This window comes from Nonomuraea sp. NPDC000554 (genome assembly GCF_040300065.1).
Lineage (GTDB): Bacteria > Actinomycetota > Actinomycetes > Streptosporangiales > Streptosporangiaceae > Nonomuraea.
The window spans coordinates 38,567-61,026 of the sequence record NZ_JBEPDC010000002.1 but is presented as its reverse complement, the minus strand read 5'-3'; the positions used below and the strand labels follow the sequence as shown (position 1 = coordinate 61,026).

The following is a 22,460-nucleotide window of genomic DNA, read 5'->3' as shown; positions in this document are numbered from 1 at the left end:
ATTTCACCTTTCGTCCAGGCGGCGAAGCGTCTCATCGAGGCTCGCCGTCAACCGGGCGAAATCGTGGGCCGCCTGGGCCTCCATGCCGTCCAGCCGGCGGGTGAACTCCTCCAGGTCGACGCCCTCCTCGGGGGACGTGGCAGGCTCGCCCACCCGCTGCAGCCGATCCTGCTGCGCCGCCCGTACGGCGGAGACGATGTGGTCCGCCAGATCCTCGGACGCGAAACGCATCGCCCGCGCGTCCAGCCGCAGCCCGGCCAGCAGGCCGTCCTCGCCGACGACGGCCCCCACCAACCCCCCGGCGGCCTCTCCGGCACCGGTGGGCACCTCATCCTCAGGCGTCGCAGGCACGTCACTCACTCCAGCCTCAAATGCCACTTCTAGCGCATCAGAGACATTAAACCGCCACGCCTTGCCGCTGACCATCGGTACCGCAGCGCGGTTCACCCCCGCAGGTGAACCGCGCCACGATCATGCGGGAGCCGGGCCCGTCAGGACGGTGACAGCGCGGGCCGGGACGTGGACGGTTCCGTCGCGCAGCTCCCCGTCGAGGACGGTCGCGCAGCCGTCGGGGGCCGGCACGCGCTGGTCCTCGTCGGTGTGGTTGAGCAGGAAGACGTACCGGGTGCCGCCGCCCACCCTGGTCACCGCCTCCACCCCCTCGGGGACGCCCGCCAGCGCGGGAGCGACCCCGGCCTCGCCCGCGACGCGGGACAGCAGCGCCGTCATCGCCTCAGGGGACGGGCGGGTGGCGAAGTACCAGGCCACGCCGTCGCCGTACGGGTGGCGGGTGACGGCCGCCCGGCCCGCGTGCTCGCCGTCCGCGAAGGTGACGACCGGGGTCGCCCCCTCCAGTTCGACGTGCTCGGACCAGAGGGTGCCGGTCCCGCCGGGGGAGAGCGGGACGTCGGCGCCCGGTGGCAGCGGGTCGAACTCCACGACCGACAGGCCGAGCGCCTCCCGCAGCGGACCCGGGTACCCGCCGAGCCAGATCTGGTCGTGTTCGTCCACGATGCCGGAGAAGAACGAGACGACCAGGTGCCCGCCGCCCTCGACGTAGGCGATCAGGTTGCGGGCGGCCTCGGCGGAGATCGCGTACAGGTTCGGCACGACCACCAGGCGGTAGCGCGACAGATCGGAGGTCGGCCGGACGACGTCGGCGGTGATCCCGAGCCGCCACAGCGGGTCGTAGTGGTCGCGCAGGCGGTCCAGCATGCGGAGCTGGTCGGTCGGGTGCGAGCCCTGCTCGACCGCCCACCAGTTGCGCCAGTCGAGCACGATCGCGGTGTCGGCCTGGACGCGGGCGCCCTCGACGTCCGACAGCGCCTCCAGGTCCCGGCCGAGGTCGCGTACTGCCTGGTGGAGGGGGTGCGAGGGGCCGGCGTGCGGGACCATCGCGGAGTGGAACTTCTCCGCGCCGCCGCGCGAGGCCCGCCACTGGAAGAACATCACCGTGTCGGCGCCGCGCGCCACCGCCTGGAGGCTGTCGCGGCGCATCCGTCCGCGCCGCTTGGCCGGGTTGACGCCCATCCAGTTGACTCCCGACGGCGCCTGTTCGAGCAGCCACCAGGGCTGGCCGTCGCGCAGGCCGCGCCACACGTCGTGGTACAGGGCGCTTTCCAGGTGGCTGTCGGGGGAGGACAGGTCGGGGTAGCAGTCGCCGCTGACCACGTCCATCTCCGCCGCCCAGGCGGCGTAGTCGGTGTTGGGCCGGACGTTGCACAGGTTCGTCGTGACGGGGACGCCCGGCGTGCGCTGCCGCACGGCTTCGGCCTCCGCCCGGTAGCAGTCCAGCAGGACGTCGGAGTTGAACGCGGCGAAGTCCAGCGTGTGGCCGGGGTTGGGGATGCCGATGGTGCGGCGGGGCGGGATGATCTCCTCCCACGACCCGTAACGCTGGCTCCAGAACGTCGTCGTCCACGCCTCGTTGAGCCGGTCGAGCGTGCCGTAACGGCGTTTCAGCCAGGCCCGGAACTCGTCGGCGCAGTGGTCGCAGTAGCAGGCGCGGAGTTCGGTGCCGAACTCGTTGCCGATGTGCCAGGAGGCCAGCGCCGGATGCCCCGCGTAGCGTTCGGCCAGCCGGGACGTCAGCGCCAGCGCCGCCTCCCTGTAGGCGGGGGACGACGGGCAGAAGTGGCAGCGTGACCCGTAGCTGAGCCGCACTCCGTCGGCCGTGACGGGCAGCGAGTCGGGATGCCGGTGCCCCAGCCACGGAGGCGGCGAGGCGGTCATCGTGGCCAGGCACACGGACACGCCGTGCTCGTGCAGGAGGTCCATGACGTCGTCGAGCCAGCCGAAGTCGTACTCGCCGGGGGCGGGCTCGACCTGCGCCCAGGAGAAGATCCCGAGCGTCACGAGGGTGACGCCGGCCTCGCGCATGAGCTTGGCGTCCTCGTCCCAGACCGCGCGCGGCCACTGCTCGGGGTTGTAGTCCCCGCCGTAACGGATCATTCTCGAACGCTTCCTTCCGTGAGTCCGGCCCGCCAGAAGCGCTGGAGCGCGCCCGACAGCACGAGCAGCGGGATGACCGAGACGAACGAGCCGACCACCGTCAGGGTCTGCAGGATCGGCTGCCTGTCGGCGAAACCCTGCCAGCTCGTCAGGCCCAGGGTGATCGGGTAGAGGTGGCTGTCGGACAGCATCACCAGCGGCAGAAAGTAGTTGTTCCAGATGGCGACGAACTGGAACAGGAAGATCGTCACCATCGCGGGTGACATGATCCGCAGCGCGATCGTGGCGAAGATCCGCCACTCGCCCGCGCCGTCCGAGCGGGCGGCGTCCAGGACGTCGTCGGGGACGGTCGCCGCGTAGACCCGCGACAGGTAGACCCCGAACGGGCTGACCAGGCTCGGCAGCAGCACCGCCCAGTAGCTGTTGGCCAGCCCCGCCTTCGACATGAGCAGGAACAGCGGCAGGCCGAGCGCCGTCATGGGCATCAGCACCCCGGCGAGGACCACGTTGAACAGCGCCTCCCTGCCCCGGAAGTCGCACTTGGCCAGGGCGTACCCGGCGCAGGCGGAGATGAGGGTCGCGCCGGCGGCGCCGAGCCCGGCGTAGACGAGGGAGTTGCCGATCCACCGCCAGAAGATGCCGTCGCCGAAGGAGACGAGGTCGCCGAGGTTGGTCCAGAGCTGCGGGTTGGTGAACCCCAGCGGGGAGGAGTTGATCAGGTCGCCGGTGCTCTTGGTGGCCGCGACGACCAGCCAGTACAGCGGCAGCAGGAAGTACCCGGCCAGCACGGTCAGCAGGACCGTGACCAGCCAGCGGGTGCTGACCGTCCTCATCGGCGTTCCCTTCCCACGAGCCGCAGGAATCCGAACGACAGCACCGAGATCACCAGCGCCAGCACGATCGACTCGGCGGCGGCCAGGCTCAGGTTGTTGCTGTTGAACGCCTCGTTGAAGGCCGTGATGGTCGGTGTGTAGGTGCTGGAGATGCCGCTCGACAGCGGGGTGAGCACGAACGGCTCGTTGAAGAGCTGCAACGAGCCGATGATGGTGAACACGGTGATCAGGACGAGCGCCGGACGGATCAGCGGGAGCTGGATGCTCCAGGCGACGGTCCAGCGGCTGGCGCCGTCCATCCTGGCGGCCTCGTAGAGGCCCTGCGGGATCGACTTGAGCTGGGCCACCACGATCAGCATGTTGTAGCCGACGAACTGCCACACCACGATGTTCATGATCGACCAGAGGACCGGGCCGGGCCCGAGCAGATCGGCGTCGGCGCCCACGGCCTTGAGCAGCGGGGTGAACGGCGAGGTGCCCGGCGCGTAGAGGAAGCCCCACATGATCGACGCGATCACGCCGGGCACGCCGTAGGGCAGGAAGTACGCGGTGCGGAAGAACCTCGGCCAGCGCGACACCCCGGCCTCCAGCACCAGCGCCAGCGCGGTGGACGCGACCACCATCAACGGCACCATGATCAGTGCGAAGAGCAGGATGCGGCCGATGCTGCCCATGAAGTCCGGGTTCGACAGGGCCGAGCCGTAGTTGGACAGCCCGGCGAAGCGGGTGGTCGAGCCGTGCAGCCCGAGCAGCCCCGACCGCTCGACCGTGGTGAGGCTCTGCACCACCGCGTAGCCGATGGGCGCCACGAAGAACGCCGCGAACAACAGCAGGAACGGGGCGAGGAACGCCGCCGCGGTGCGCTTTCTCATCGCGCTCTCAGCCCCTTGTCCCTGATCTGTTCCACGGTCTGCGTCTGGCTGGTGCGCAGCGCGTCCACGATCGTGCCCTTTCCGGTGATGACCTGCTCGAAGCGGTCGCTCAGCGCCTTCACGGTGTTGTCGAAGGTGGGCCACCAGACCCATCCGCGCGGCACCTGGCTGGAGGAGTCGGTGAACAGCTGGGACGTCTGCTGCCCGCCGAGGAAGGCCGACGGCCTGGTGAGCTGCGGGTTGGACATGCCCGACAGGGCGGCGGGCCAGCCGTAGCCGCTCTTGATCAGGAGCGAGACGCTGCCGGGGTCGCGGTTGACCCACAGGGCGAACTCCGTCGCCTCGCGCGGGTGCTCGCAGCCGCGCAGCAGCGCGGTGGCCGAGCCGCCGTAGCTGGCGGACGCCTTGCCGCCGGGCTCCCACTGCGGCAGCGGCGCCGCCCGCCACTTGCCCGCGGTACTGGGGGCGTTGGCCTCCATGATCGCCTCCGCCCACTGCGCGACGGGGACGGCCACCAGGTGCCCGGAGGCGAGGTCCTTGTACCAGCTCGGCGCGAACTGCGGCCCCACCTTGACCAGGTCGTCCTTGATCATGCCCTGCCAGAACTCGGCCACCTTCACGGTCGCCGGGCTGGTCATCGTGGCCTGCCAGACGCCGTTGCCGGTGTTGAACCAGGGGGTTCCGGCCTGCCAGGCCAGGCTGATGAACGGCGCGGCGTCGTTGGCGGGGAAGGACGTGATGTACGCGTTGGGGTCCGCCTTGCGGATCTTGACAGCGGCCTCGCGGTACTCCTGCCAGGTCGTGGGCAGCTTGATGCCCCATTTCTCCAACAGGTCCTGCCGGTAGTACAGGCCCATCGGCCCTGTCGCCTGCGGGACCGCGTACGAGCCGCCCTCGAACGACACCAGGTCCCAGGTGTTGGGCTGGAAGTCGGCCCGGTCGGCCGCGGTGAGGTACGGGTTGAGGTCCATCAGTTCGCTGTTGAGCAGGAACGACGGCATTTCCTGGAACTCCATCTGGGCCAGGCAGGGGGCGTCGCCCGCCAGCACGGCGGCGTGCATCTTGGCGTAGCCGCCCTTGTTCCCCGGTGGGATGTTGTCGAGCGTGATCTGAACGTCCTTGTGAGTCTGGTTGAACAGCTCCACGGCCTTGTCCATGCCGGGGACCCAGGCCCAGAACGTCAGCCGGACGGGCTTTGGTCCGGCCCCACTCGTCCCGCACGCGCAGGCGCTGACGAGCAACATCACAACCGCGGCCAGGCTGAGGAGGGGGGACCTACGTTGTGGCCGTTTATTCATAAAATATGGTTTTATCACTCCTGAGGAGGGAGTGGAAGATGAGCTATCCAAGGCGAGGCGTCCATGGTGAGGTCGTCGAGGACCTCGGCCGTCGCATCGTCGCCGGTGCCGAGTCCGGGCCCCTCGACCCCGTTGGCCTGGGGCAGCGCTACCAGGTCAGCCAGACGGTGGTCAGGGAGGCGCTCAAGACCCTGGCCGCCAAAGGGCTGGTCGACGCCCGTCCCAAACGCGGCACGTTCGTCCGGCCGCGCGGCGACTGGTCGCTGCTCGACCCCGACGTGCTGCGCTGGCGCTTCGCCGAGCGCGGCGAGGCGGACATGCTGCGCGACCTCGCCGAGGTGCGCGCGGCGGTCGAGCCCGCGGGCGCCCGGCTGGCCGCCGAGCGGCGCACCCCCGAGGACCTGGACGCTCTCGAATCGGCGCTGGAACGCATGGCGGCCACGGCCGCCGACCCCGAGGAGCACACCGAGGCGGACATCGCCTTCCACCGGCTGCTGCTCGTCGCCTCACACAACGAGTTACTGGAATGCCTGGAGGTCGTGATCGCTTCCGCACTCTACGCACGTGACCGGTTGGTACACGCACGCGGCGAACGTCCGGGATTCGCCGCCACCCACCGCGCCGTCCTGGACGCGGTACGGCGGGGAGCCCCTGACGCCGCCGAGACCGCCATGCGTGACCTGCTCACCCAGGCGGGAAGGGACGAGGCCGCGCTGTGAACGACCCTGTGAACGACCCTCTGAACGACACTGTGCACGATCGACGCCGGTTCCTCACCTACGCCGCCGGGGTCGCCGGGCTGATCGCGCTCGGCCAGGTGCCGGGCGGCCCGACCGACCCCACACCCGCCCTGTCGGGCAACCCGTTCACGCTGGGGGTCGCCTCCGGCGATCCGCGTCCCGACAGCGTCGTCCTGTGGACCAGGCTGGCGCCGCAACCGCTCGCCGACGACGGGCTCGGCGGCATGCCGCGGGAGCCGGTGCCGGTGCGGTGGGAGGTCGCCGAGGACGACGGCATGCGCAAGGTGGTGCGCAAGGGCGTCGCCACGGCCCGTCCCGAACTCGCGCACGCCGTCCACGTGGAGGTGGACGGGCTGCGGCCGGGCCGCGAGTACTGGTACCGCTTCACCGTCGGCGTCGAGACCAGCCCGACGGCCAGGACCAAGACGGCGCCCGACCCTGGCTGGGCCACCGAGGTGTCGTTCGCCTGGGCGTCCTGCCAGCAGTGGGAGGCGGGGTTCTACACCGCCTACCGCGACCTGGCGGCACAGGACCTCGACCTGGTCGGGCACCTCGGCGACTACATCTACGAGTACGCGATCGGCGCGAGCGGCGGCAACAGGAAGACCCCGCTGTCGGCGGCGCACAACGCGGCCGTGATGACGCTGTCGCAGTACCGGCTGCGTTACGCGCTGGTCAACTCCGACCCCGACCTGCGCGCCGCGCGGGCGGCCGCGCCCTGGTTCCTCGTCCCCGACGACCACGACGTGGAGGACAACTGGGGCGCGGACCGGTCGCCGACCGGCATGACGCCGGAGAACTTCCTGCGCCGCCGCGCCGCCGCCTTCCGCGCCTACTTCGAGAACCTGCCGCTGCGCCCGTCGACCCTGCCGGCCGGGCCCGACATGTCGTTCTACCAGCGCATCAAGTACGGCAAGCTGGCCACCTTCCACGCGCTGGACGAGCGGCAGTTCCGCAGCCCCGCGGACATCAACGCCCGCCTCGACCCGAACAGGACCATGCTCGGCGAGCAGCAGGAACGCTGGCTGCTCGACGGGCTCGGCGGGTCGCACAGCACCTGGAACCTGCTGGCCAACCAGGTGCAGATGTTCCAGCTCGACCGGCTCACCGACCCCGGCCTGCAACAGCTCAACCCCGACACCTGGGACGGCTACGCCGCCGGCCGCAACCGCCTCTGGGCGGGCATCGCCGCCAGGAAGGTGTCCAACCCCGTCGTGATCACCGGTGACGCGCACGTCAACTGCGCCGCCGAGATCAAGGCCGACTACGCCGACCCCGCCTCCCCGACCGTCAGCGTCGAGTTCCTCGGCACCTCGATCACCTCGGGCGGCAACGGCTCCGACACCTCCCCCGGAGGGCAGGAGTGGCTGGCGGCCAACCCGCACCTGAAGTTCTTCAACAACCAGCGCGGCTACGTCCGCTGCCACCTCGGCCCCGACACCTTACGCGCCGACTACGTGGTGGTGGACAAGGTCACCACTCCGGGCGGCGCCGCGTCGGTGCGCAAGTCGTTCGTCGTCGAGTCCGGCCGTCCGGCCATCCAGGACGTGTGAGGCCCCAGTGATGAGTTCCGTGATGAGTTCTGTGAAGAGTTCCGCCGCCACCGCGCTCGTCGCGCTCGTCGCCGTGCCCGCAGCGGGCTCCGCGCACGTCGAGCGCATGCCCGCCACCTCCGCAGGCCAGGTCCTCGTCGTCCAGGCCAATCTGCAGGACTCCGTCAGGCAGGCCGACGCCGCCGACACCGCCGACCTCGACACCTTCGCCCGCAGGCTGGCCGCCAGGACGCCCGCCGCCCCCGACGCGCTGGTACTCACCGAGATCCTCGGCCCGGCCGCCCGGCATCTGGCCGACAGCCTCGGCCGCGCCACCGGTCACCACTACCGGGCCGAGGTGGCGGGAGGTGAGAACGCGTTCCAGCCTGACGGCTCGGTCCGAGAGAACGCCGTCATCATCAACACCGACACCATGGTCGCCGAGCAGCCGGGCGGCTACGAGCGCGTCCAGGACGAGGACCAGGCGTTCCTCGCCGCCAGGAAGCGCGACTCCAGCGTGCGGGTGCCGCTGGTCGCGTCGCACCCCGGTGGGGACCCCGCGACCGCCGTCACCGCGCTCGCCGCCCTCGTCGACGCCAGGTTCCCGCAGGCGGCGGGGCGGGTCACGGTGCTCGGCGGCGACCTGCGCTCGGGCCGCTGCGCCGTGCAGAGCGCCGACCAGCCCGTCGACTGCGCCCCCCAGGCGTTCTGGGACGACCTCACCAGGCCGAAGGCGTACAGCGACGCGTACTTCGAGCGGTCCGGCGCACAGTCGAGAGACCACAGCGGATACCTGTTCGCCCGCGGCCAGGTGCTCGACGCCGCCCTCGACACCGCCTACGACGCCGACCTGCCCGACCGTGCCGTCTGCAAGGCCGCCTTCGACGCCGGCCGGTCGCGGACGGCTTCCGCCGCCTGCCGGTCCGCCTACTACGCCGACGCGCCGTTCGGGTGGGCGCTGCTCGCGCCGGGCCTGCCCGTGCAGCAGTCCGTGACGCCCGGCAAGGTCGCGCTCGACCACTGCCGGCTCTCCGTCCGCACCGCCGCCGTGGTGGCCAGGGTCGTCAACAACACCGGCGAAGCCCTCACCCGTCCCGTCACCGTGGACGCCGCCGCGCCGCTCACCGCCACCCCCGCCGCACCCAGCCTGGAGATCCCCGCGCACCAGGCGGCCGGCCTGGCCGTGCGGATCACCGCGCCCAGGGACACGCCCGCGGGCGAGCACCGGCTCACCGTCCACATCGGGACCGAGAGCACCGAGATCCCGGTCACCGTCACCGACACCTGCGTCGAGCCCCCGGTGTACGCCAGCAGCTTCCACCCCGGCTTCGGCCCCGAACGCGCCGTCGACGGCGACATCGCGACCTTCTGGCACTCCGAATACCAGCCGCCCACCCCGCTGCCGCAGTCGATCACCCTCAACCTGGGGGAGACCAAGCGGGTGAGCAAGCTCGACTACCAGCCCCGCTTCGACGGCAACCTCAACGGCACCGTCCTGGACTACAACGTCTACGTCAGCACCGACGGCGAGACCTTCACCCGGGTCGCGTCCGGCAGCTGGGCCGCGGACGCCCGGCTCAAGACCGCCACCTTCCCCGCCGTGGAGGCCCGCTACGTCCGCCTGGAGGGCACCAGGGCCAACGGCGGCTCCTACCTGTCGGCGGCGGAGGTCACCTCGGGCTGACGCGGGGCCGTCTCCGCAGTGCGCGTGCGGCGCGGACGCACAAGCACGCCGACCTCCCCGCGAGGGTTCGCGGGGAGGTCGGGCGGGGCCTGGTGTCAGATGTGCTCGGCGGGGTTCGCCGGGAGGTAGAAGTTCCAGCTCCCGTGCCCCTCGTGCGCGCCGCCCGCGGGGCAGTGCCCGTTGTCGGGGCGGCCGTTCCACCAAAGGGTGTAGCACTTGTTGCAGAACCGCCAGTTGTCCTGCTGCGTCGTCGGTGACATGTCCCCTCCTGCGGTGTCGAGGGCCGGCGCGTTGTCCGGCCACCGCCAGTGTCGGATGTGGCGGCGGGCGCGCGGCATCCCCAAACTTGGGGGGTTACGTCCATGCTGACGGACGAGCAGGGGCCGTCACAGGAGCGCGAGGAGCAGCGGCACCAGGGCGAGGTTCATGACGATGTGGATGAAGACGACCACCCAGATGTTGCGGTAACGGGACCACAGGTAGCCGAGCATCAGGCCGAACATGCCCTGGAAGGCCACGATCGTGGCGAGGCCGAGCAGGGGAGCGTCGGAGGTTATGCGGGAGGAGTGCATCAGCGCGAACAGCAGCGACGAGGCCATGATCGCGGGCCATCTGCCGTACAGCGCCTCCAGCCTGGTCTGCAGCCAGGCCCGGTAGAACACCTCCTCCAGCACGCTCGCGGTCAGCAGCGTGACGAGCGAGCCCACGACGAGGCTGACCGGATCGGGCAGCTGCTGGGTCAGCGGCACCGCGAGCGGTCCCACCTGCGAGAGAAGGATCCAGGCGAGGATCGCGGGCAGCGGCGCCAGCCAGGTGACCGGTGCCGGGATCGCCCTGGCCTTCGGGCCGTCCCCCCTGATCAGCCGCATCGCGACCAGCGGGACCACCAGCAGGAGCAGGACCTTGACCAGCGGATAGACCAGGCCCAGGCTCCTTGCGACCGGAGCCACGAGCGCGATGAGCAGGGCCGCCCCCACCAGCACCCAGGCCTCGCTGCGCAGCCGCGATCCGGGCAGGCCGGCCAGGGGCGCCGGCGGCTCCGCCTTCGGGCCGACGAGGCGGGCCGCCACGATCGCGGCGAGCGGCGGCAGCAGCGCCGCCCAGAGGGAGACCTTGGACGCGCCGGGGTCCGACGAAGCGGAGATCGCGGTGTTGCCGGTGGCCAGGAGCCAGGCGTAGGCGAGCACGAACACCGCCAGACCCGCCCCCGTGAAGACGAGGCGGGGCAGCGCATTGCGGGTTTCGGTGGCGACCATGGCAGAACGCTACGGGCGGCCCGATCACCGGGACATCGACCCGGGGATAGAAACGGACATGACCGAAGTCATGGTGGGTGGTGCTGTTTTGGGTGGTGATCCAGCAGTATTAGATAAATCGTCACTCTCGTCACATCTTGCACGAATACCTTGGTGCGCATCTCTGGTTTCCGTATCCGTAAGGAGATGCGATGTTCCGTCGAGCCCTGGGCGCCCTGCTCGCCGCGGGAGCGATGCTGCTGGTGGCCACCCCCGCCACGGCCTCCACCGGTGCCGAGCCGCTGCCTCGTGCCCACGCCCACAACGACTACGAACACTCGCGCCCGCTCCTGGACGCTCTCGACCACGGATTCAGCAGTGTCGAGGCCGACGTCTACCTGGTGGACGGTGAGCTGCGCGTCGGGCACGACCCGGAGGACCTGCGGCCGGGCCGCACGCTCCAGTCGCTCTACCTCGATCCGCTGGCCCAGCGCGTCCGCGACGGCCACGGGCGGGTCTTCCCGCGCAGCCGCCAGCAGCTTCAGCTCCTGGTCGACATCAAGAACAACGGCGCCGCGACCTACACCGAGATCGACCGGGTGCTCGGCGCGTACCGGAAGATGCTCACCACCTACGACAAGGGCAAGGTGAAGGCCGGTGCGGTGACGGTGGTCATCAGCGGTGACCGCCCGCGCGACCTCATGGCCGCCCAGGAGAAGCGGTACGCCTTCTACGACGGCCGGATGTCGGACCTGGGGCAGGGCGGCGCGTCCCTGGTCTCCCTGATCAGCGACAACTGGACGAAGGTCTTCACCTGGAACGGAGAGGGCGAGATGCCGGCCGCCGAGCGGGCCAAGCTCCGCCAGATCGTGGCGACCGCGCACGGTGACGGCCAGAAGGTGCGGTTCTGGGCGACGCCCGACGCCGCCGACCCGGCCCGCGACGCGATCTGGCGCGAGCTCGTCGCGGCGGACGTCGACTACCTCAACACCGACGACCTGGCGGGTCTCGAGCAGTTCCTGCGCGAGCACGACGCCAAGAGCGCCGCAGCCTGACCTCGCCAGGCAGGCCGACAGCCGAAGACAGGGGACCCTTGGTCGCGAGCGACCTCGGGTCCCTTTCTGCTTGGTGCGGAGAGGCGCGCCGTCCGGGATTCAACACTTGCGCCGCCTGGTCCGTCTGTTGTGTGACCGACCAAGGGAAGGCGTACGGAAGTGAATGACGACTCCCGCTTCGCGGAGTTCATCGCGGAACGGGCCGACGCGCTGCTGCGCTACGGCTACGTGCTCAGCGGGAACCCGCATGACGCGGCCGATCTCACCCAGGAGGCCCTGATCCGGTTGCATCGGGCGTGGCCGAGGGTCCGCAGGAAGCACGACCCGGAGAGCTACACCCGGATGATCATGGCGCGGCTGCATATCAGCACCTGGCGGCGGCGCCGGCGCGAGCGGCTCGCCTGGGACGTGCCGGAGCAGTCGCAGCTCGACCTGCTGCCGTCCGACTCCGAGCAGGGGCTCTGGCAGGCGTTGGAGGGCCTGCCGCGCAAGCAGCGGGCTGTGCTCGTCCTGCGCTACTACGAGGACCTGACCGACGCGGAGATCGCCGAGGTGCTCGGCGTCTCCCGGGGAACGGTCCGCAGCCACGCCTCGCTCGGCCTGAGCAAGCTCCGCTCCGCCGTATCCGATCCCGCAACCGCCCACGGGAGGACCTCATGAACCACGAGCTGGAGGCCCGGCTCCGCGACGCTCTCGGCCACGCCTCCGAGCACGCGCCCCACGCGCCCGGAGACCTGCCCAGGCTGGTGGTGAGCCGGTCCCGGCGGCGCAGGGCCAGGACGCACGCGCTGATCGCGGGTCTCGCCGTCGCGGCGATGGCCGTGCCTGTCACGATGACGGCGGCCGGCGGACAGGGGGAGGTAACCACCGGTACTGTCGTCCGCCGCGACATCTTCGCGGAGGTCATGGAGGGCAAGACGCTCCTCGGTGACCGGCTGGTCGTCGACACCCCGTCGATAGAAGGGCCCATGCTGCTCTGGCTGGCCAGGGCGACGGACACCAAGGGCGACACCGGCACCGTGTTCTGCGAGGCCGTCTCCGAGCGCGGCGGGCAGTCGGCCTCCTGCGGCAACGTGATCGACGGCGAGGCGCAGGCCACGTTCCAGGGCTCGACCGAGGGGCGGTTCTCCTCCCACGACGTCCTGTATTTCGGGGCCTCACGCGACGGGGTCGCCGCCGTCTCGGCCGTGGCCGAGGACGGCGCCAGAATCCCCGGCAAGGTGCAGCGTCCCGGCGACGCTCCCCGGAGCATCTGGACCGTGTCGGCGCCGTCGAAGACCAAGGTGACAGCCTTCGAGTTCACCGACACCGCCGGCAAGGTCCTCGCCCGGGTGAAGAAGGACGACTTCCCCCTCCCCGAGGCGACCGCCGAGCCGGTCGCCCCAACCGTGGAGATGCCGGGAGGTCTGGTGGCGGGCATCTACGAGACCCCCGATAGGACGTTGGTCTGGAAGCGCGACGGGCAGCTGGTCGCGAGCCATCTGGTCAGGGCGAAGGACCTGATGAAGGACCTGGGGGGCAGGAGCCGCCCCGTGGAGCTGGTCGCGGACCAGGGAAACTGGTTCGGCATCGCCGACAGCCGGACGGCCCGCGTCGCCCTGGTCCGCGCTGACGGCCGGAGCGCGACGGCTGACACCCGGCCCGATCCGTGGCACCTCGGCATCACCCTGTTCTCCGGCACCCACGAGCTCGCGGGCGAGATCTACCTCGAAGGCTTCCAGATCGTCGGGTACGACCGGGCGGGCGTGGAGATCTGGCGCGAGGAGCATCCGGCCAGTGAGCCGGCTTGGTCCGGAACGCGCTGACGGATCACGCCGCTTCGGAGGCCCAGGTCGGCGGGGCGTCGCGATTAGGGGCCCGTCGTGAGGGCAGCGGGATGGCGAGTCCGTTTCCCGATGATCCATGGAGGCATAGTGATCATTCTCGGTGTGATTCTGCTGTTGCTGGGGTGGCTGTTGAGCATCTCGATCCTCTACACGATCGGCGCCATCCTCTTGATCATCGGCATCGTCTTCTTCGTGCTGGGGTCGGTCGGACGCCCGGTCGGAGGCCGGCGCTATTGGTTCTGACGCGAGGGCCGTCCCCCGTGGCTGTCGGCTGCCCGCCAGGTGGTGCGCTGAAAACGGTCTGCGCATAACCTGGACATAAATGGTGACCGATACCGCCGAGGCCCGCGTCGAGCACCAACCGGGCGAACTCGGCTCCCGTCCACGCCTGCAGACCGGCGGTGAGGCGGGACAGGGGGACGGCGAAAGCAGTTGCTAGATCCAGTGTTGAAATGCGCCCAGACGTCCAGCTTCATCGGGCGCAGAGGTGAGGTGACCACAGCCCGGCGGCTGCTGTCACGGGCGAGGCTGCTGACTCTGACCGGGGCCGGTGGGGTGGGCAAGACCCGGCTGGCGCTGCGCGTGGCCGAAAGCCTGAAGCCGACGTTCGGCGACGGGGTCGAGGTCGTCGAGCTCGCCGCCCTGGAGGACGGCGAGCTGCTGGAGCCCACCGTCGCGGCGGCGCTGGGGGTGCGCGACGCGGGACCGTCCCCGATGGCCGTGCTCGTCGACTACCTGGCAGACAAGCGGATGCTGCTCGTGCTGGACAACTGCGAGCACCTGCTGTCGGACTGCGTCCGCCTGGTCGACGGGCTGCTGCGTGGCGCCGTCCGGCTGCGGATCCTGGCCACCAGCAGGCAGACGCTCGGGGTGGCGGGCGAGCAGGTGCTGGTGGTGCCGTCGCTGTCGGTGCCGGACCCCGGCGACACCGTGCGCGACATCGTCAGGAGCGAGGCCGTCCGCATGTTCGCGGACCGGGGGGCGAGGGTGCGGCCGGGGTTCGCCGTCGACCCAGGGAGCGCTCCGACGGTCGCCCGGCTCTGCCGCCGCCTGGGCGGGATCCCCCTGGCGATCGAGCTCGCGGCCGGACGACTGCGCGCCATGCAGGTGGAGGAGCTGGCACGGGAGCTCGACAAGCGCTTCGCGGTGCTGGACGCGGGCTGGCGCGCCGCCGCCCTGCCGCGCCACCAGACGTTGCGGGCCACCGTGGACTGGAGCTTCGACCTGTGCACCACGGCCGAGCAGCGGCTGTGGAGCCGGCTGTCGATGTTCGCCGGCGGCGTCGACGTGGACACGGCGGAAGAGGTCTGCCACGGGGACGGCATCGCCCGCGAGGACGTGTTCGACCTGCTCGCCGGGCTGGTGGACAAGTCCATCCTGACCGTCGAGCGCCGGGCCGACGGGATCCGCTACCACATGCTCGACAGCATCCGCATGTACGGCCGCGAGCGGCTGGCCGACAGCGGCGAGCAGGCGCTGCGGCGGCGCTTCAACGACCACTACCGGCGCCTGGTGGAGGACCATCGGGTGGACCGGCTCACCCCCGAACAGCTGGCCTGCTGGAAGCTGACGCAGCTGGAGCTGCCCAACATCCGCGTCGCGATGGACCTGTGCCTGGGCAGGCCGGACGACGCGTCCAAGTGTCTGCGGATGGCGTCGACGCTGTGGGCCTACTGGAAGCTCGCCGGTTCCCTCACGGAGGGGCGGCACTGGCTGGAACGCGGGCTGGAACTGGTCTCGCCGGACGACCCCGCCCGAAGGACCGCACTGTGGGTCGCCAGCATGCTCGCGCTCTGTCAGGGCGATTTCGCCGCGGCGGTGCCGAAACTGGAGGAATGTCTCCTGCTCGCGCGGCAGGCGGGGGACGAGCAGACCCAGGCGTTCGCGACGCAGGTCTCCGGCATGGTCGCCTTCGCGGCCGGTGACGCCCGGCGCGGCATGGCGCTCATGGAGGAGGCACGTGCCGGCCATCGGGCTCGCGGCGACTTCAGCGCGGTCGGCATCAACATGTTCTACGACGCCACCTACAGCGCGGACGAGAACCCCGACCGGGCCGCGGAACTGGCCCAGGCGTTCCTGACGATGTGCGACGAGCGCCAAGCGCTGGTCTCGCGGGGGTACGCGCTGTTCGCCGTCGGCATCACCGCTTGGCACCAGGGGCAGCCGCACAGGGCGGAGGCCATGATGAAGGAGGCGGCGGCGTTCAGAAGCGCGATCAACGACCGGTGGGGCCTCACCGAATGCGTCGAGGTCCTCGCCTGGATCGCGTGCTGCTACGGGCAGCACGAACGCGCCGCCCGCATGCTGGGCGTGGCCCACTCACTCTGGCAGGCGATGGGCGCCTCGCCGGCCCAGTTGTGGCATCACGAGCGCGCCCACGAGATGTGCGCCGCGCAGGCGCGCCAGAACCTGGGAGGGCGGGCGTACGCGGCGGCGTTCCGCAACGGCGAGCGGCTCGGCCTGGACCGCGCCGTCCCCTACGTGGTCGAGGGCTGACTTTCCGCCGAAATCGCGGGAACCGCGGGGCCGTCCGGCGGCAATTATCCGGTGTCATGACAGACACCCGAGAGGCATGAGATGCGACAAGAGAGCCGGACGGACGTACCGCCTCCGCTCGCGGCCACGGACCTGTACCAGGACGCGGCCGATGACGCCACGGTGATCGCACGGTCCCGGCATGAGCCCGAACGATTCGCCACGCTGTTCACCCGCCACGCGCCCGCGCTCAAGCGCTACGTCATCAGACGGCTGGGCCAGGACCCTGCCGAGGACGTCGTCGCCGAGACCTTCGCGGTCGCCTTCCAGAATCTGGAGTCGTACGACCTGACTCGCGGCGACGCGCGGTCATGGCTGTACGGCATCGCCACCAACCTCATCGGGCGGCACCGCCGCCGCGAGATCGCCCTGTACCGGGCGCTGAGCCGCACGGGGGCGGACTCGGTGACCGAGCCGTTCACCGATCAGGTGGACGAGAGGGTGGTGGCGGACGGCGCGCGGCGCAGGCTCGCCGCGGCGCTGGCGGGGCTCCCCAGGGGGCACCGGGACACGCTGCTGCTGGTGACGTGGGCGGAGCTCACGTACGAGCAGGCCGCGGAGGCGCTCGGTGTTCCGGTGGGAACCGTGCGTTCGCGGGTCAACCGGGCTCGAAGCAAGCTCCGACGGGCACTCGGTGACATCGATCCGACCACGAACGAAGGAAGGGACGCATGAGCGAGCTGGAACTGCTCAGGAAGCTGCGGGACGAGGTCCCGGAACGCCCCGATGTGCGGGCCGAGGAACGCCGGCTGCTCGCCGAGATCCGGGCGGGCTCCTCCTCACCCCGCCGGCGGCCGGCCCGGCCCGCGCCGCGCCTGCGCTGGGGGCTCTCGCTGGCCGGGGTGGGCGCTCTGGCCGTCGCCGTGGTGGCCGCGACCCAGTTGGGGGGAGCCGGGGGACAGGTGAACCAGCAGGCCGTGAACCAGCAGGCCGTGGTCCGGCTGCTCGCCGCGGCGCCGGTGCTGGAGCGTGCCGCGCTCGTCGCCGCGAAGAGCCCGGCCACCGAGATCCGTCAGGACCAGTGGTTCTATCTGAAGGAGTCCCAGCATCTGGGAGGGAACCTGCCGACGTACGAGCTGTGGAGCCGGATGGACGGCGGCAGGGACGCCGTCCGCGAGGACGGCGGCAAGCTGAAGATCGGCGACGGCGAGAAGGGCCCGACGAACCCCGCCAAGACGCAGCAGGAGCTGGAGGGACTCCCCGGTGATCCGGACGCGCTGCTGGAGCACTTCCGCAACCTCCCGAACGAGCGGACGCCGCTGTCGATCTGCGAGCCCAGGTGCCCCGCAGGGGCCGAGAAGGACGTCAAGGCCTTCGGGGCGATCGGGTGGTATCTGAAGTACGGACCGATCATCCCTCCGGCCAAGGCCGCGGCGATGTACCGCGCCCTGGCGAAGATCCCGAACGTCACGGTCGAGGAGAACGCCACGGACGGGGACGGGCGCAAGGGCCTCGGCGTGGTCCTCGACCTGGGGACGGCCGGCAAGGGCTCCTACATCCTCGATCCCGGCGACTACCACTACCTCGGCGTGAAGGTGGAGAGCGACGGAGAGACCCGCGCCATGTCCGTGCTGGCCTCCGGCATCGTCGACGAGCCCGGCCAGATGCCCTGACCGCCCGGTCGGCTCGGCGGCCAGAAGGCCGGGTGAGCGGTTGCGAGGCCCCTGACGTATCACCCCGGACGGGCCGGCGGCCGCGCTGAGCGCGGGAGGACCTGGCTAGTGTGTCCCCCGATGGACGGCGGACGGGTGATCGGCGGGTACGCGCTGCGGCGCGTGCTCGGCCGTGGCGGCATGGGCGAGGTGCACCTCGCCACCACCCCCACCGGCGGGCTGGCCGCGGTCAAGGTCATCCACCCGCATCTGGCCCGCGACCCCGCGTTCTGCAGGCGGTTCGACCGGGAGGTCGCCGCGGCCCGCAGGGTGGCGCGGTTCTGCACCGCCCCCGTGCTGGACGCCGGCATCGACGGCGACACCGCCTACCTGGTCACCGAGTACGTGAAGGGGCCCGACCTGGGGCAGGCCGTCCGGGAGCAGGGCGCGTTCTCCGGGGCGAACCTGGAGGCGCTGGCGGTGGGCGTGGCGACCGCGCTGAGCGCCATCCACGGGGCCGGGGTGATCCACCGCGACCTCAAGCCGTCCAACGTGCTGCTGTCGCCGCTCGGGCCGCGCGTGATCGACTTCGGCATCGCGCAGCTCGTCGGGGCCGACAGCCAGGCGAGCCAGGCCGTCCTGGGCACGCCCGCCTTCATGGCCCCGGAACAGGTGCGCGGCGAGCCGCTGACGCCCGCCACCGACGTCTACGCCTGGGGCGGGCTGATCGCGTTCGCGGGCACCGGGCGGCTGCCGTTCGGCGGCGGCGCCCCCGCCGAGGTGCTGTACCGCATCGTCAACGAGGGCCCGATGCTGGACGGCCTCGACCACGCCATGCGGGACGTCGTGGAACGCGCGATGGCCAAGGACCCGGCGCTGCGGCCCACGACCCAGCGGCTCCTCGCGGACCTGGTCGGCGGCGCCCCCGTCACCCCGGCCGCCGCCACCCAGGTCGTCGAACGCACCTGGACGGACATCCCGGTCCCCCCGCGTCCCGCCCCGCAGGACGCGCGCCGGGAGCCGCCAGGGAACATCCCCGACCCGCCGCGCGCCGTGAGCGCGGGCGGTGCGAGCCGGACGAAACGGAAGCGGTGGCCGTGGGTGGCCGGGGCCGTCGCGGTGGCGGCCGTGGCCGCGGCGGCGGCGTTCGCCGTCCCCCTGCTCGGCAGCGAGACCTGGCCGTATGAGGCGGACTTCGGCGACTCCTGGGCGCTGGGCTCCTCCGACGGCGGGAGCGCCCAGCAGCAGGGGGCCGGCTACGTGCTGACCGTCAACGCGGGGTGGCGGCTGTGGAAGTCCGCGCCGAGGCACGAGCCCGCCGGCGGGGTGGTGATCAGCGCTCGGGCACGGGTCGAACAGGGCGGCGGGGAGTTCGGCGTGTGGTGCCACGGCTCGTCCGGCTCCGGTGACCGCTACGAGTTCACGGTGCGCGGGGACGAGGTCGCCATCATCAAGCGCCGCACCGGCCGCCAACCCACCCCGTTGGACGGCCCGAAACCCGCGAAACCGGCAGCTGCCACCCGGATCGTGGCCGAATGCGCTCAGACCGGCACCAAGGCCACCCTCCGCATGTGGCTCGACGAACGGCTGGTCGCCGAGGCCACCGACACCGACGCCCCCTTCGGGCCGGGCGAGGCGGGCGTCCACGCGGCCCCCCGGAGCTCGGGAGCCCGGGAGCCGCTCCGCGTGCGCTTCGACTCGTTCGCGCTCAAACCCGCGAGTGCCGGGTGAGATTCCGGCTGCTGGGGCCGCTGCACGTCCAGGACGGCCAGGTGCCGGGCCCGGCGAAGCACCGCACTCTGCTGGCAGCGCTGCTGCTGTCGCCCGGACGGGTGGTGTCGATCGAGCGGCTGATGACGGTGCTGTGGGACGACCGCCCGCCCGCGTCGGCGGAGCCGGTGCTCAGGGTGTACGTCAGCGCGCTGCGCAAGCTCGTGGACGGCATCCGGACGAGCCCCGGCGGCTACCTGCTGGCGATCGACCCCGACGAGGTGGACTGCCACCGCTTCGCACGACTGGTCGCCGAGGCCAGGCGGGCGAGGGACGCGGGCCGCGCGGCCGAGGCCGTCGCCCTCTACCGGGACGCGCTGGGCCTGTGGAGGGGGTCCGCCCTGGCCGGAGTCGAGTCCGCCCAGCTGCGCCGCGCGCACGCCGTCCCCCTGGAAGAGCTGCGCCTGGCCGCCCTGGAGGAACGCGTCGAACTGGACCTGCGCCTCGGCAGGAGCGGCGAGGTGATCGGCGAGCTCCGTGCGCTGGTGGCGGCGTACCCGCTGCGCGAGCGCGCCTGGGCGCACCTCGTCACCGCGCTGGACCTTTCCGGGCGCAGATCCGACGCGCTCGCCGCCTACCAGGACGCCCGGCGCACGCTGGTGGCGGAGCTGGGCCTGGAGCCGGGCGCCGACCTGCGCGAAGCCCACCAGCGCGTGCTGGACGCCGACGCCGCGCCGCCGGCGTCCCAGAAGTCCCCGCCCAACGAGACGCCCCCGGACATCTCCGACTTCACCGGCCGCGCGGACGTCCTCGCCTGGCTGACCCGTGCAGCAGCCGGAGACGACCGGGGCGGCCGGGCTCCGCGTGGAGCGGACGCAGCGGCTTCGGCCGGCTGGGGGGCACGGGGTGAGGCGCCGGTGCATCTGGTCGTGCACGGGCCGCCCGGGTGCGGGAAGTCGGCGGTCGCCGTGCGGGCCGCCGGCCTGATCGAGCTGCCCGACGGGCGGCTCTACGCCGCGCTGGGAGCGCGGTCGCCGGGGGCGGTGCTGGAGGATCTGCTGCGGTCGCTGGGGTGCCCGGACGGCGCGGTCCCGGCGACGCTGGATGAGCGGGTTCGGGTGTATCGGGGGCTGACGTCCCGTAGGCGGCTGCTCGTGGTGCTGGACGATGCCGCTGATGAGGCGCAGGTGCGTCCGCTGCTGCCGACCGGGCCGGGGAGCGTGACGATCGTGACGAGCCGGTCGCCGCTGGCCGGGCTGGAGGCGGCGAGGGCGTACGAGCTGGGCGTGCTGGAGCCGGACGAGGCCCTCGGCATGCTCGCCGCGGTGGCGGGACGGGAACGGGTGGCGGCCGAGCCTGAGGCGGCCCGCGAGATCGTCCGCCTGTGCGGCGGCCTCCCGCTGGCGCTGCGCGTCGCCGGGTCGCGGCTGGCCAGGAAGCCGGGCTGGACGCTCGGCCACCTGGCCGGGCGGCTGGGCGACGAGCGCCGCAGGCTGGACGAGCTGAGCGCCGGCGACCTGGCCGTCCGCAGCAGCCTGGCGCTCGGCTACCGCGGCCTCGCCGACCAGGAACGGCGGCTGCTGCGCCGGCTGGGGGCGCTGTCCGGGCCCGACTTCGCGCCCTGGCTGCTGGACGCCGACCTGGAGCCGCTGGCCGATGCGGGCCTGCTCCAGTCCCGCGGCCTGGACGAGTCGGGGCAGGAACGCTACGGCTGGCACGACCTGACCAGGCTCTACGCGGCCGAACGGCTGGCGGAGGAGGAGGGCGGCCCGGCCCGCGTCCTGGCGGAGCTCGCGACGGGGGTCCTCGGCAGGGTCAGGCACGCCCGCTCGGCCCTCCTCCCGGCCGAGCCCGGCTCGGGCAGAACCCTGGCCCGCACCGCCGACCACCTCCCACAGCCCGGCCGCCCAGCCGGAGAGGGGGAGCGGTATCACAGCGCGGCCGGGCGGCTCGTGGAGAGTGGCGAAGACGTCGGCGCGGCCGGGTGGCTCGTGGAGGGTGGCCTGGGTGTCGGTGCGGGTAGGTGGCCTGTGGAGGGTGGCCTCGGTGTCGGCGCGGGTGGTGATGCCAGTGGGTGGCTGGTGGAGACCGGGAGGTTGCGGCAGGACGCGCGCTGGTTGGGCGCCGAGCGGCGGTTCCTGGTGGCCGCCGTCGCCGACTTCTACCAGGCGGGGCTGTACGAGGCGGCCTGGCGGCTGGCGTTCTACCTGACTCCGCTGTTCGAGCTGGGCGCGCATCACGACGACTGGCACGCCACCACCGCCACCGGCCTGGACGCCGCCCGCGCGGCCGGGCATCGGCAGGGCGAGGCGCTGCTGCTGCGCGGCCTGGCCGACCTGCACAGGGCCGAGGGCAGGACGCAGGCCGCGGCCGCCGCGCTGAGGGCGGCCCAGCCGCTGGCCGAAGGGCTGGAACTGGCGCGGATCACGCTCCGGCTCGGCCTGGTCGAGCCGCGAAGGGCGGACGCCGAGCGGGCCCTGAGCCGGTCCCTTCGGGTGTTCGAGGAGGCCGGAGACCAGCGAGGCAGGGCCGACGCGTTGCGGGCGCTCGGCGCGCTCCAGGGTGACCGGTCCCGGCTGGAGGAGAGCCTGGGCGCCTACCGCGATCTGGGGGACCCGCGCGGCGAGGCGGAGGCGCTGCTGGACCTGGCCAGGCTGCACCTGGAGGCGCGCCGCCACGCCGAGGCCCGCGCGTGCGTGGAGCGGCGGATCGCCGTCAACCGCCGCCTCGGCGACCGCCTGCCGGAGGCGGTGGCGCGGCTCGTCCTGGCGACGATAGCCAGGCGGGAGGGCGACCCCGACGCCGCGGCCGCGTCCGCGGGGCAGGCTCTGGAGACGTTCACCACACACGGCGACCGGCGAAACGCCGGAAATGCCCTGCTGGTCATCGCTGAAGCGCATCTCGACAGAGACGAGATAGATGAGGCTGTTGATGCGCTTACGCGTGCTATGGGAGAGTTTGACGTCCTCGGTGACGGGCGCGGCCTGGCCGAGGCCGAACGGCTCGCGCAGGAGGCGCGGAGGCGTCGCGGCCTGGGGATATAGCGCACTATGCGAATCCTGAAGGTCGTCTGACTACCGTCGAGCCACGAGTCGGA

19 protein-coding genes are annotated in these 22,460 nt (G+C 71.9%); 12 read left to right on the top strand and 7 right to left on the bottom strand.

The annotated features are described in order from the left end of the window. Nucleotides 1-3 precede the first annotated feature (3 nt). The 5 genes from ABT294_RS04205 to ABT294_RS04185 form a co-directional block, all read right to left on the bottom strand. Entirely contained in the window at nucleotides 4-351 is a 348-nt protein-coding gene (locus ABT294_RS04205; RefSeq protein WP_350803418.1) for a YbaB/EbfC family nucleoid-associated protein, read from the bottom strand. 120 nt (nucleotides 352-471) lie between these two features. Next, nucleotides 472-2,451: a beta-galactosidase gene (locus ABT294_RS04200; RefSeq protein ID WP_350803416.1), complete on the bottom strand. Its 1,980-nt coding sequence runs from the start codon at nucleotides 2,449-2,451 to the stop codon at nucleotides 472-474. Next, nucleotides 2,448-3,284, bottom strand: coding sequence for a carbohydrate ABC transporter permease (locus ABT294_RS04195; RefSeq protein WP_350803415.1), 837 nt, complete (start codon nucleotides 3,282-3,284; stop codon nucleotides 2,448-2,450). The genes ABT294_RS04200 and ABT294_RS04195 overlap by 4 nt, the downstream gene beginning before the upstream one ends. Beyond that, nucleotides 3,281-4,156, bottom strand: a complete 876-nt coding sequence (locus ABT294_RS04190) for a carbohydrate ABC transporter permease (protein WP_350803413.1) — start codon at nucleotides 4,154-4,156, stop codon at nucleotides 3,281-3,283. Before ABT294_RS04190 ends, ABT294_RS04195 begins: the two co-directional genes overlap by 4 nt. Next, nucleotides 4,153-5,313 carry an ABC transporter substrate-binding protein gene (locus ABT294_RS04185; RefSeq protein ID WP_350803412.1) on the bottom strand — a complete coding sequence of 387 codons (1,161 nt, stop codon included), beginning with the start codon at nucleotides 5,311-5,313 and terminating at the stop codon, nucleotides 4,153-4,155. Before ABT294_RS04185 ends, ABT294_RS04190 begins: the two co-directional genes overlap by 4 nt. 179 nt (nucleotides 5,314-5,492) lie before the next feature. Here ABT294_RS04185 and ABT294_RS04180 point away from each other — a divergent pair, with 179 nt between their 5' ends. From ABT294_RS04180 to ABT294_RS04170, 3 genes are read left to right on the top strand one after another with little or no spacing between them, the layout of a single operon-like run. Beyond that, nucleotides 5,493-6,173: a FadR/GntR family transcriptional regulator gene (locus ABT294_RS04180; RefSeq protein ID WP_350803411.1), complete on the top strand. Its 681-nt coding sequence runs from the start codon at nucleotides 5,493-5,495 to the stop codon at nucleotides 6,171-6,173. An 8-nt stretch (nucleotides 6,174-6,181) separates the two neighbouring features. Further along, nucleotides 6,182-7,747 (top strand): alkaline phosphatase D family protein, encoded by a 1,566-nt coding sequence (locus ABT294_RS04175; protein WP_350803409.1) that lies wholly within the window; start codon nucleotides 6,182-6,184, stop codon nucleotides 7,745-7,747. Nucleotides 7,748-7,769: 22 nt separating this feature from the next. After that, the gene (locus ABT294_RS04170) at nucleotides 7,770-9,410 is read left to right on the top strand and encodes a discoidin domain-containing protein (RefSeq protein ID WP_350803407.1); all 1,641 of its coding nucleotides are present in this window, start codon (nucleotides 7,770-7,772) and stop codon (nucleotides 9,408-9,410) included. A gap of 95 nt (nucleotides 9,411-9,505) precedes the next feature. On the opposite strand, the gene ABT294_RS04165 is transcribed toward ABT294_RS04170, so the two are convergent. Together ABT294_RS04165 and ABT294_RS04160 are read right to left on the bottom strand one after the other, a co-directional pair. Next, nucleotides 9,506-9,670: a hypothetical protein gene (locus ABT294_RS04165; protein WP_214641500.1), complete on the bottom strand. Its 165-nt coding sequence runs from the start codon at nucleotides 9,668-9,670 to the stop codon at nucleotides 9,506-9,508. A 126-nt stretch (nucleotides 9,671-9,796) separates the two neighbouring features. Next, entirely contained in the window at nucleotides 9,797-10,666 is an 870-nt protein-coding gene (locus tag ABT294_RS04160; RefSeq protein ID WP_350803405.1) for a CPBP family intramembrane glutamic endopeptidase, read from the bottom strand. 191 nt (nucleotides 10,667-10,857) lie between these two features. Here ABT294_RS04160 and ABT294_RS04155 point away from each other — a divergent pair, with 191 nt between their 5' ends. The 9 genes from ABT294_RS04155 to ABT294_RS04115 all read left to right on the top strand — a co-directional run bounded on the left by ABT294_RS04155 (nucleotide 10,858) and on the right by ABT294_RS04115 (nucleotide 22,407). Continuing rightward, nucleotides 10,858-11,700: a phosphatidylinositol-specific phospholipase C/glycerophosphodiester phosphodiesterase family protein gene (locus ABT294_RS04155; protein WP_350803404.1), complete on the top strand. Its 843-nt coding sequence runs from the start codon at nucleotides 10,858-10,860 to the stop codon at nucleotides 11,698-11,700. Nucleotides 11,701-11,859: 159 nt separating this feature from the next. Next, complete coding sequence (locus ABT294_RS04150) at nucleotides 11,860-12,360, top strand: SigE family RNA polymerase sigma factor (RefSeq protein ID WP_350803402.1); 501 nt, start codon at nucleotides 11,860-11,862, stop codon at nucleotides 12,358-12,360. Then, nucleotides 12,357-13,505 (top strand): hypothetical protein, encoded by a 1,149-nt coding sequence (locus ABT294_RS04145; RefSeq protein WP_350803401.1) that lies wholly within the window; start codon nucleotides 12,357-12,359, stop codon nucleotides 13,503-13,505. The genes ABT294_RS04150 and ABT294_RS04145 overlap by 4 nt, the downstream gene beginning before the upstream one ends. A gap of 108 nt (nucleotides 13,506-13,613) precedes the next feature. Then, nucleotides 13,614-13,769 (top strand): hypothetical protein, encoded by a 156-nt coding sequence (locus tag ABT294_RS04140; RefSeq protein ID WP_350803400.1) that lies wholly within the window; start codon nucleotides 13,614-13,616, stop codon nucleotides 13,767-13,769. A 249-nt stretch (nucleotides 13,770-14,018) separates the two neighbouring features. Beyond that, nucleotides 14,019-16,022: an ATP-binding protein gene (locus ABT294_RS04135; protein ID WP_350803399.1), complete on the top strand. Its 2,004-nt coding sequence runs from the start codon at nucleotides 14,019-14,021 to the stop codon at nucleotides 16,020-16,022. Between the two features lie 81 nt (nucleotides 16,023-16,103). Beyond that, the gene (locus ABT294_RS04130; RefSeq protein WP_350803397.1) at nucleotides 16,104-16,736 is read left to right on the top strand and encodes an RNA polymerase sigma factor; all 633 of its coding nucleotides are present in this window, start codon (nucleotides 16,104-16,106) and stop codon (nucleotides 16,734-16,736) included. Continuing rightward, nucleotides 16,733-17,674 (top strand): CU044_5270 family protein, encoded by a 942-nt coding sequence (locus ABT294_RS04125; RefSeq protein WP_350803396.1) that lies wholly within the window; start codon nucleotides 16,733-16,735, stop codon nucleotides 17,672-17,674. The genes ABT294_RS04130 and ABT294_RS04125 overlap by 4 nt, the downstream gene beginning before the upstream one ends. A 120-nt stretch (nucleotides 17,675-17,794) precedes the next feature. Further along, entirely contained in the window at nucleotides 17,795-19,384 is a 1,590-nt protein-coding gene (locus tag ABT294_RS04120; protein WP_350803395.1) for a protein kinase domain-containing protein, read from the top strand. Beyond that, complete coding sequence (locus ABT294_RS04115) at nucleotides 19,381-22,407, top strand: AfsR/SARP family transcriptional regulator (RefSeq protein WP_350803392.1); 3,027 nt, start codon at nucleotides 19,381-19,383, stop codon at nucleotides 22,405-22,407. The genes ABT294_RS04120 and ABT294_RS04115 overlap by 4 nt, the downstream gene beginning before the upstream one ends. The last annotated feature ends 53 nt before the right edge of the window (nucleotides 22,408-22,460 follow it).

Bases quoted from the DNA above. Each gene is read 5' to 3' on its own strand.
- ABT294_RS04200 (WP_350803416.1), bottom strand. From the start codon at position 2,451: ATGATCCGTTACGGCGGGGACTACAACCCCGAGCAGTGGCCGCGCGCG.
- ABT294_RS04195 (WP_350803415.1), bottom strand. From the start codon at position 3,284: ATGAGGACGGTCAGCACCCGCTGGCTGGTCACGGTCCTGCTGACCGTG.
- ABT294_RS04190 (WP_350803413.1), bottom strand. From the start codon at position 4,156: ATGAGAAAGCGCACCGCGGCGGCGTTCCTCGCCCCGTTCCTGCTGTTG.
- ABT294_RS04185 (WP_350803412.1), bottom strand. From the start codon at position 5,313: ATGGACAAGGCCGTGGAGCTGTTCAACCAGACTCACAAGGACGTTCAG.
- ABT294_RS04180 (WP_350803411.1), top strand. From the start codon at position 5,493: ATGAGCTATCCAAGGCGAGGCGTCCATGGTGAGGTCGTCGAGGACCTC.
- ABT294_RS04170 (WP_350803407.1), top strand. From the start codon at position 7,770: ATGAGTTCTGTGAAGAGTTCCGCCGCCACCGCGCTCGTCGCGCTCGTC.
- ABT294_RS04165 (WP_214641500.1), bottom strand. From the start codon at position 9,670: ATGTCACCGACGACGCAGCAGGACAACTGGCGGTTCTGCAACAAGTGC.
- ABT294_RS04160 (WP_350803405.1), bottom strand. From the start codon at position 10,666: ATGGTCGCCACCGAAACCCGCAATGCGCTGCCCCGCCTCGTCTTCACG.
- ABT294_RS04155 (WP_350803404.1), top strand. From the start codon at position 10,858: ATGTTCCGTCGAGCCCTGGGCGCCCTGCTCGCCGCGGGAGCGATGCTG.
- ABT294_RS04145 (WP_350803401.1), top strand. From the start codon at position 12,357: ATGAACCACGAGCTGGAGGCCCGGCTCCGCGACGCTCTCGGCCACGCC.
- ABT294_RS04130 (WP_350803397.1), top strand. From the start codon at position 16,104: ATGCGACAAGAGAGCCGGACGGACGTACCGCCTCCGCTCGCGGCCACG.
- ABT294_RS04125 (WP_350803396.1), top strand. From the start codon at position 16,733: ATGAGCGAGCTGGAACTGCTCAGGAAGCTGCGGGACGAGGTCCCGGAA.
- ABT294_RS04120 (WP_350803395.1), top strand. From the start codon at position 17,795: ATGGACGGCGGACGGGTGATCGGCGGGTACGCGCTGCGGCGCGTGCTC.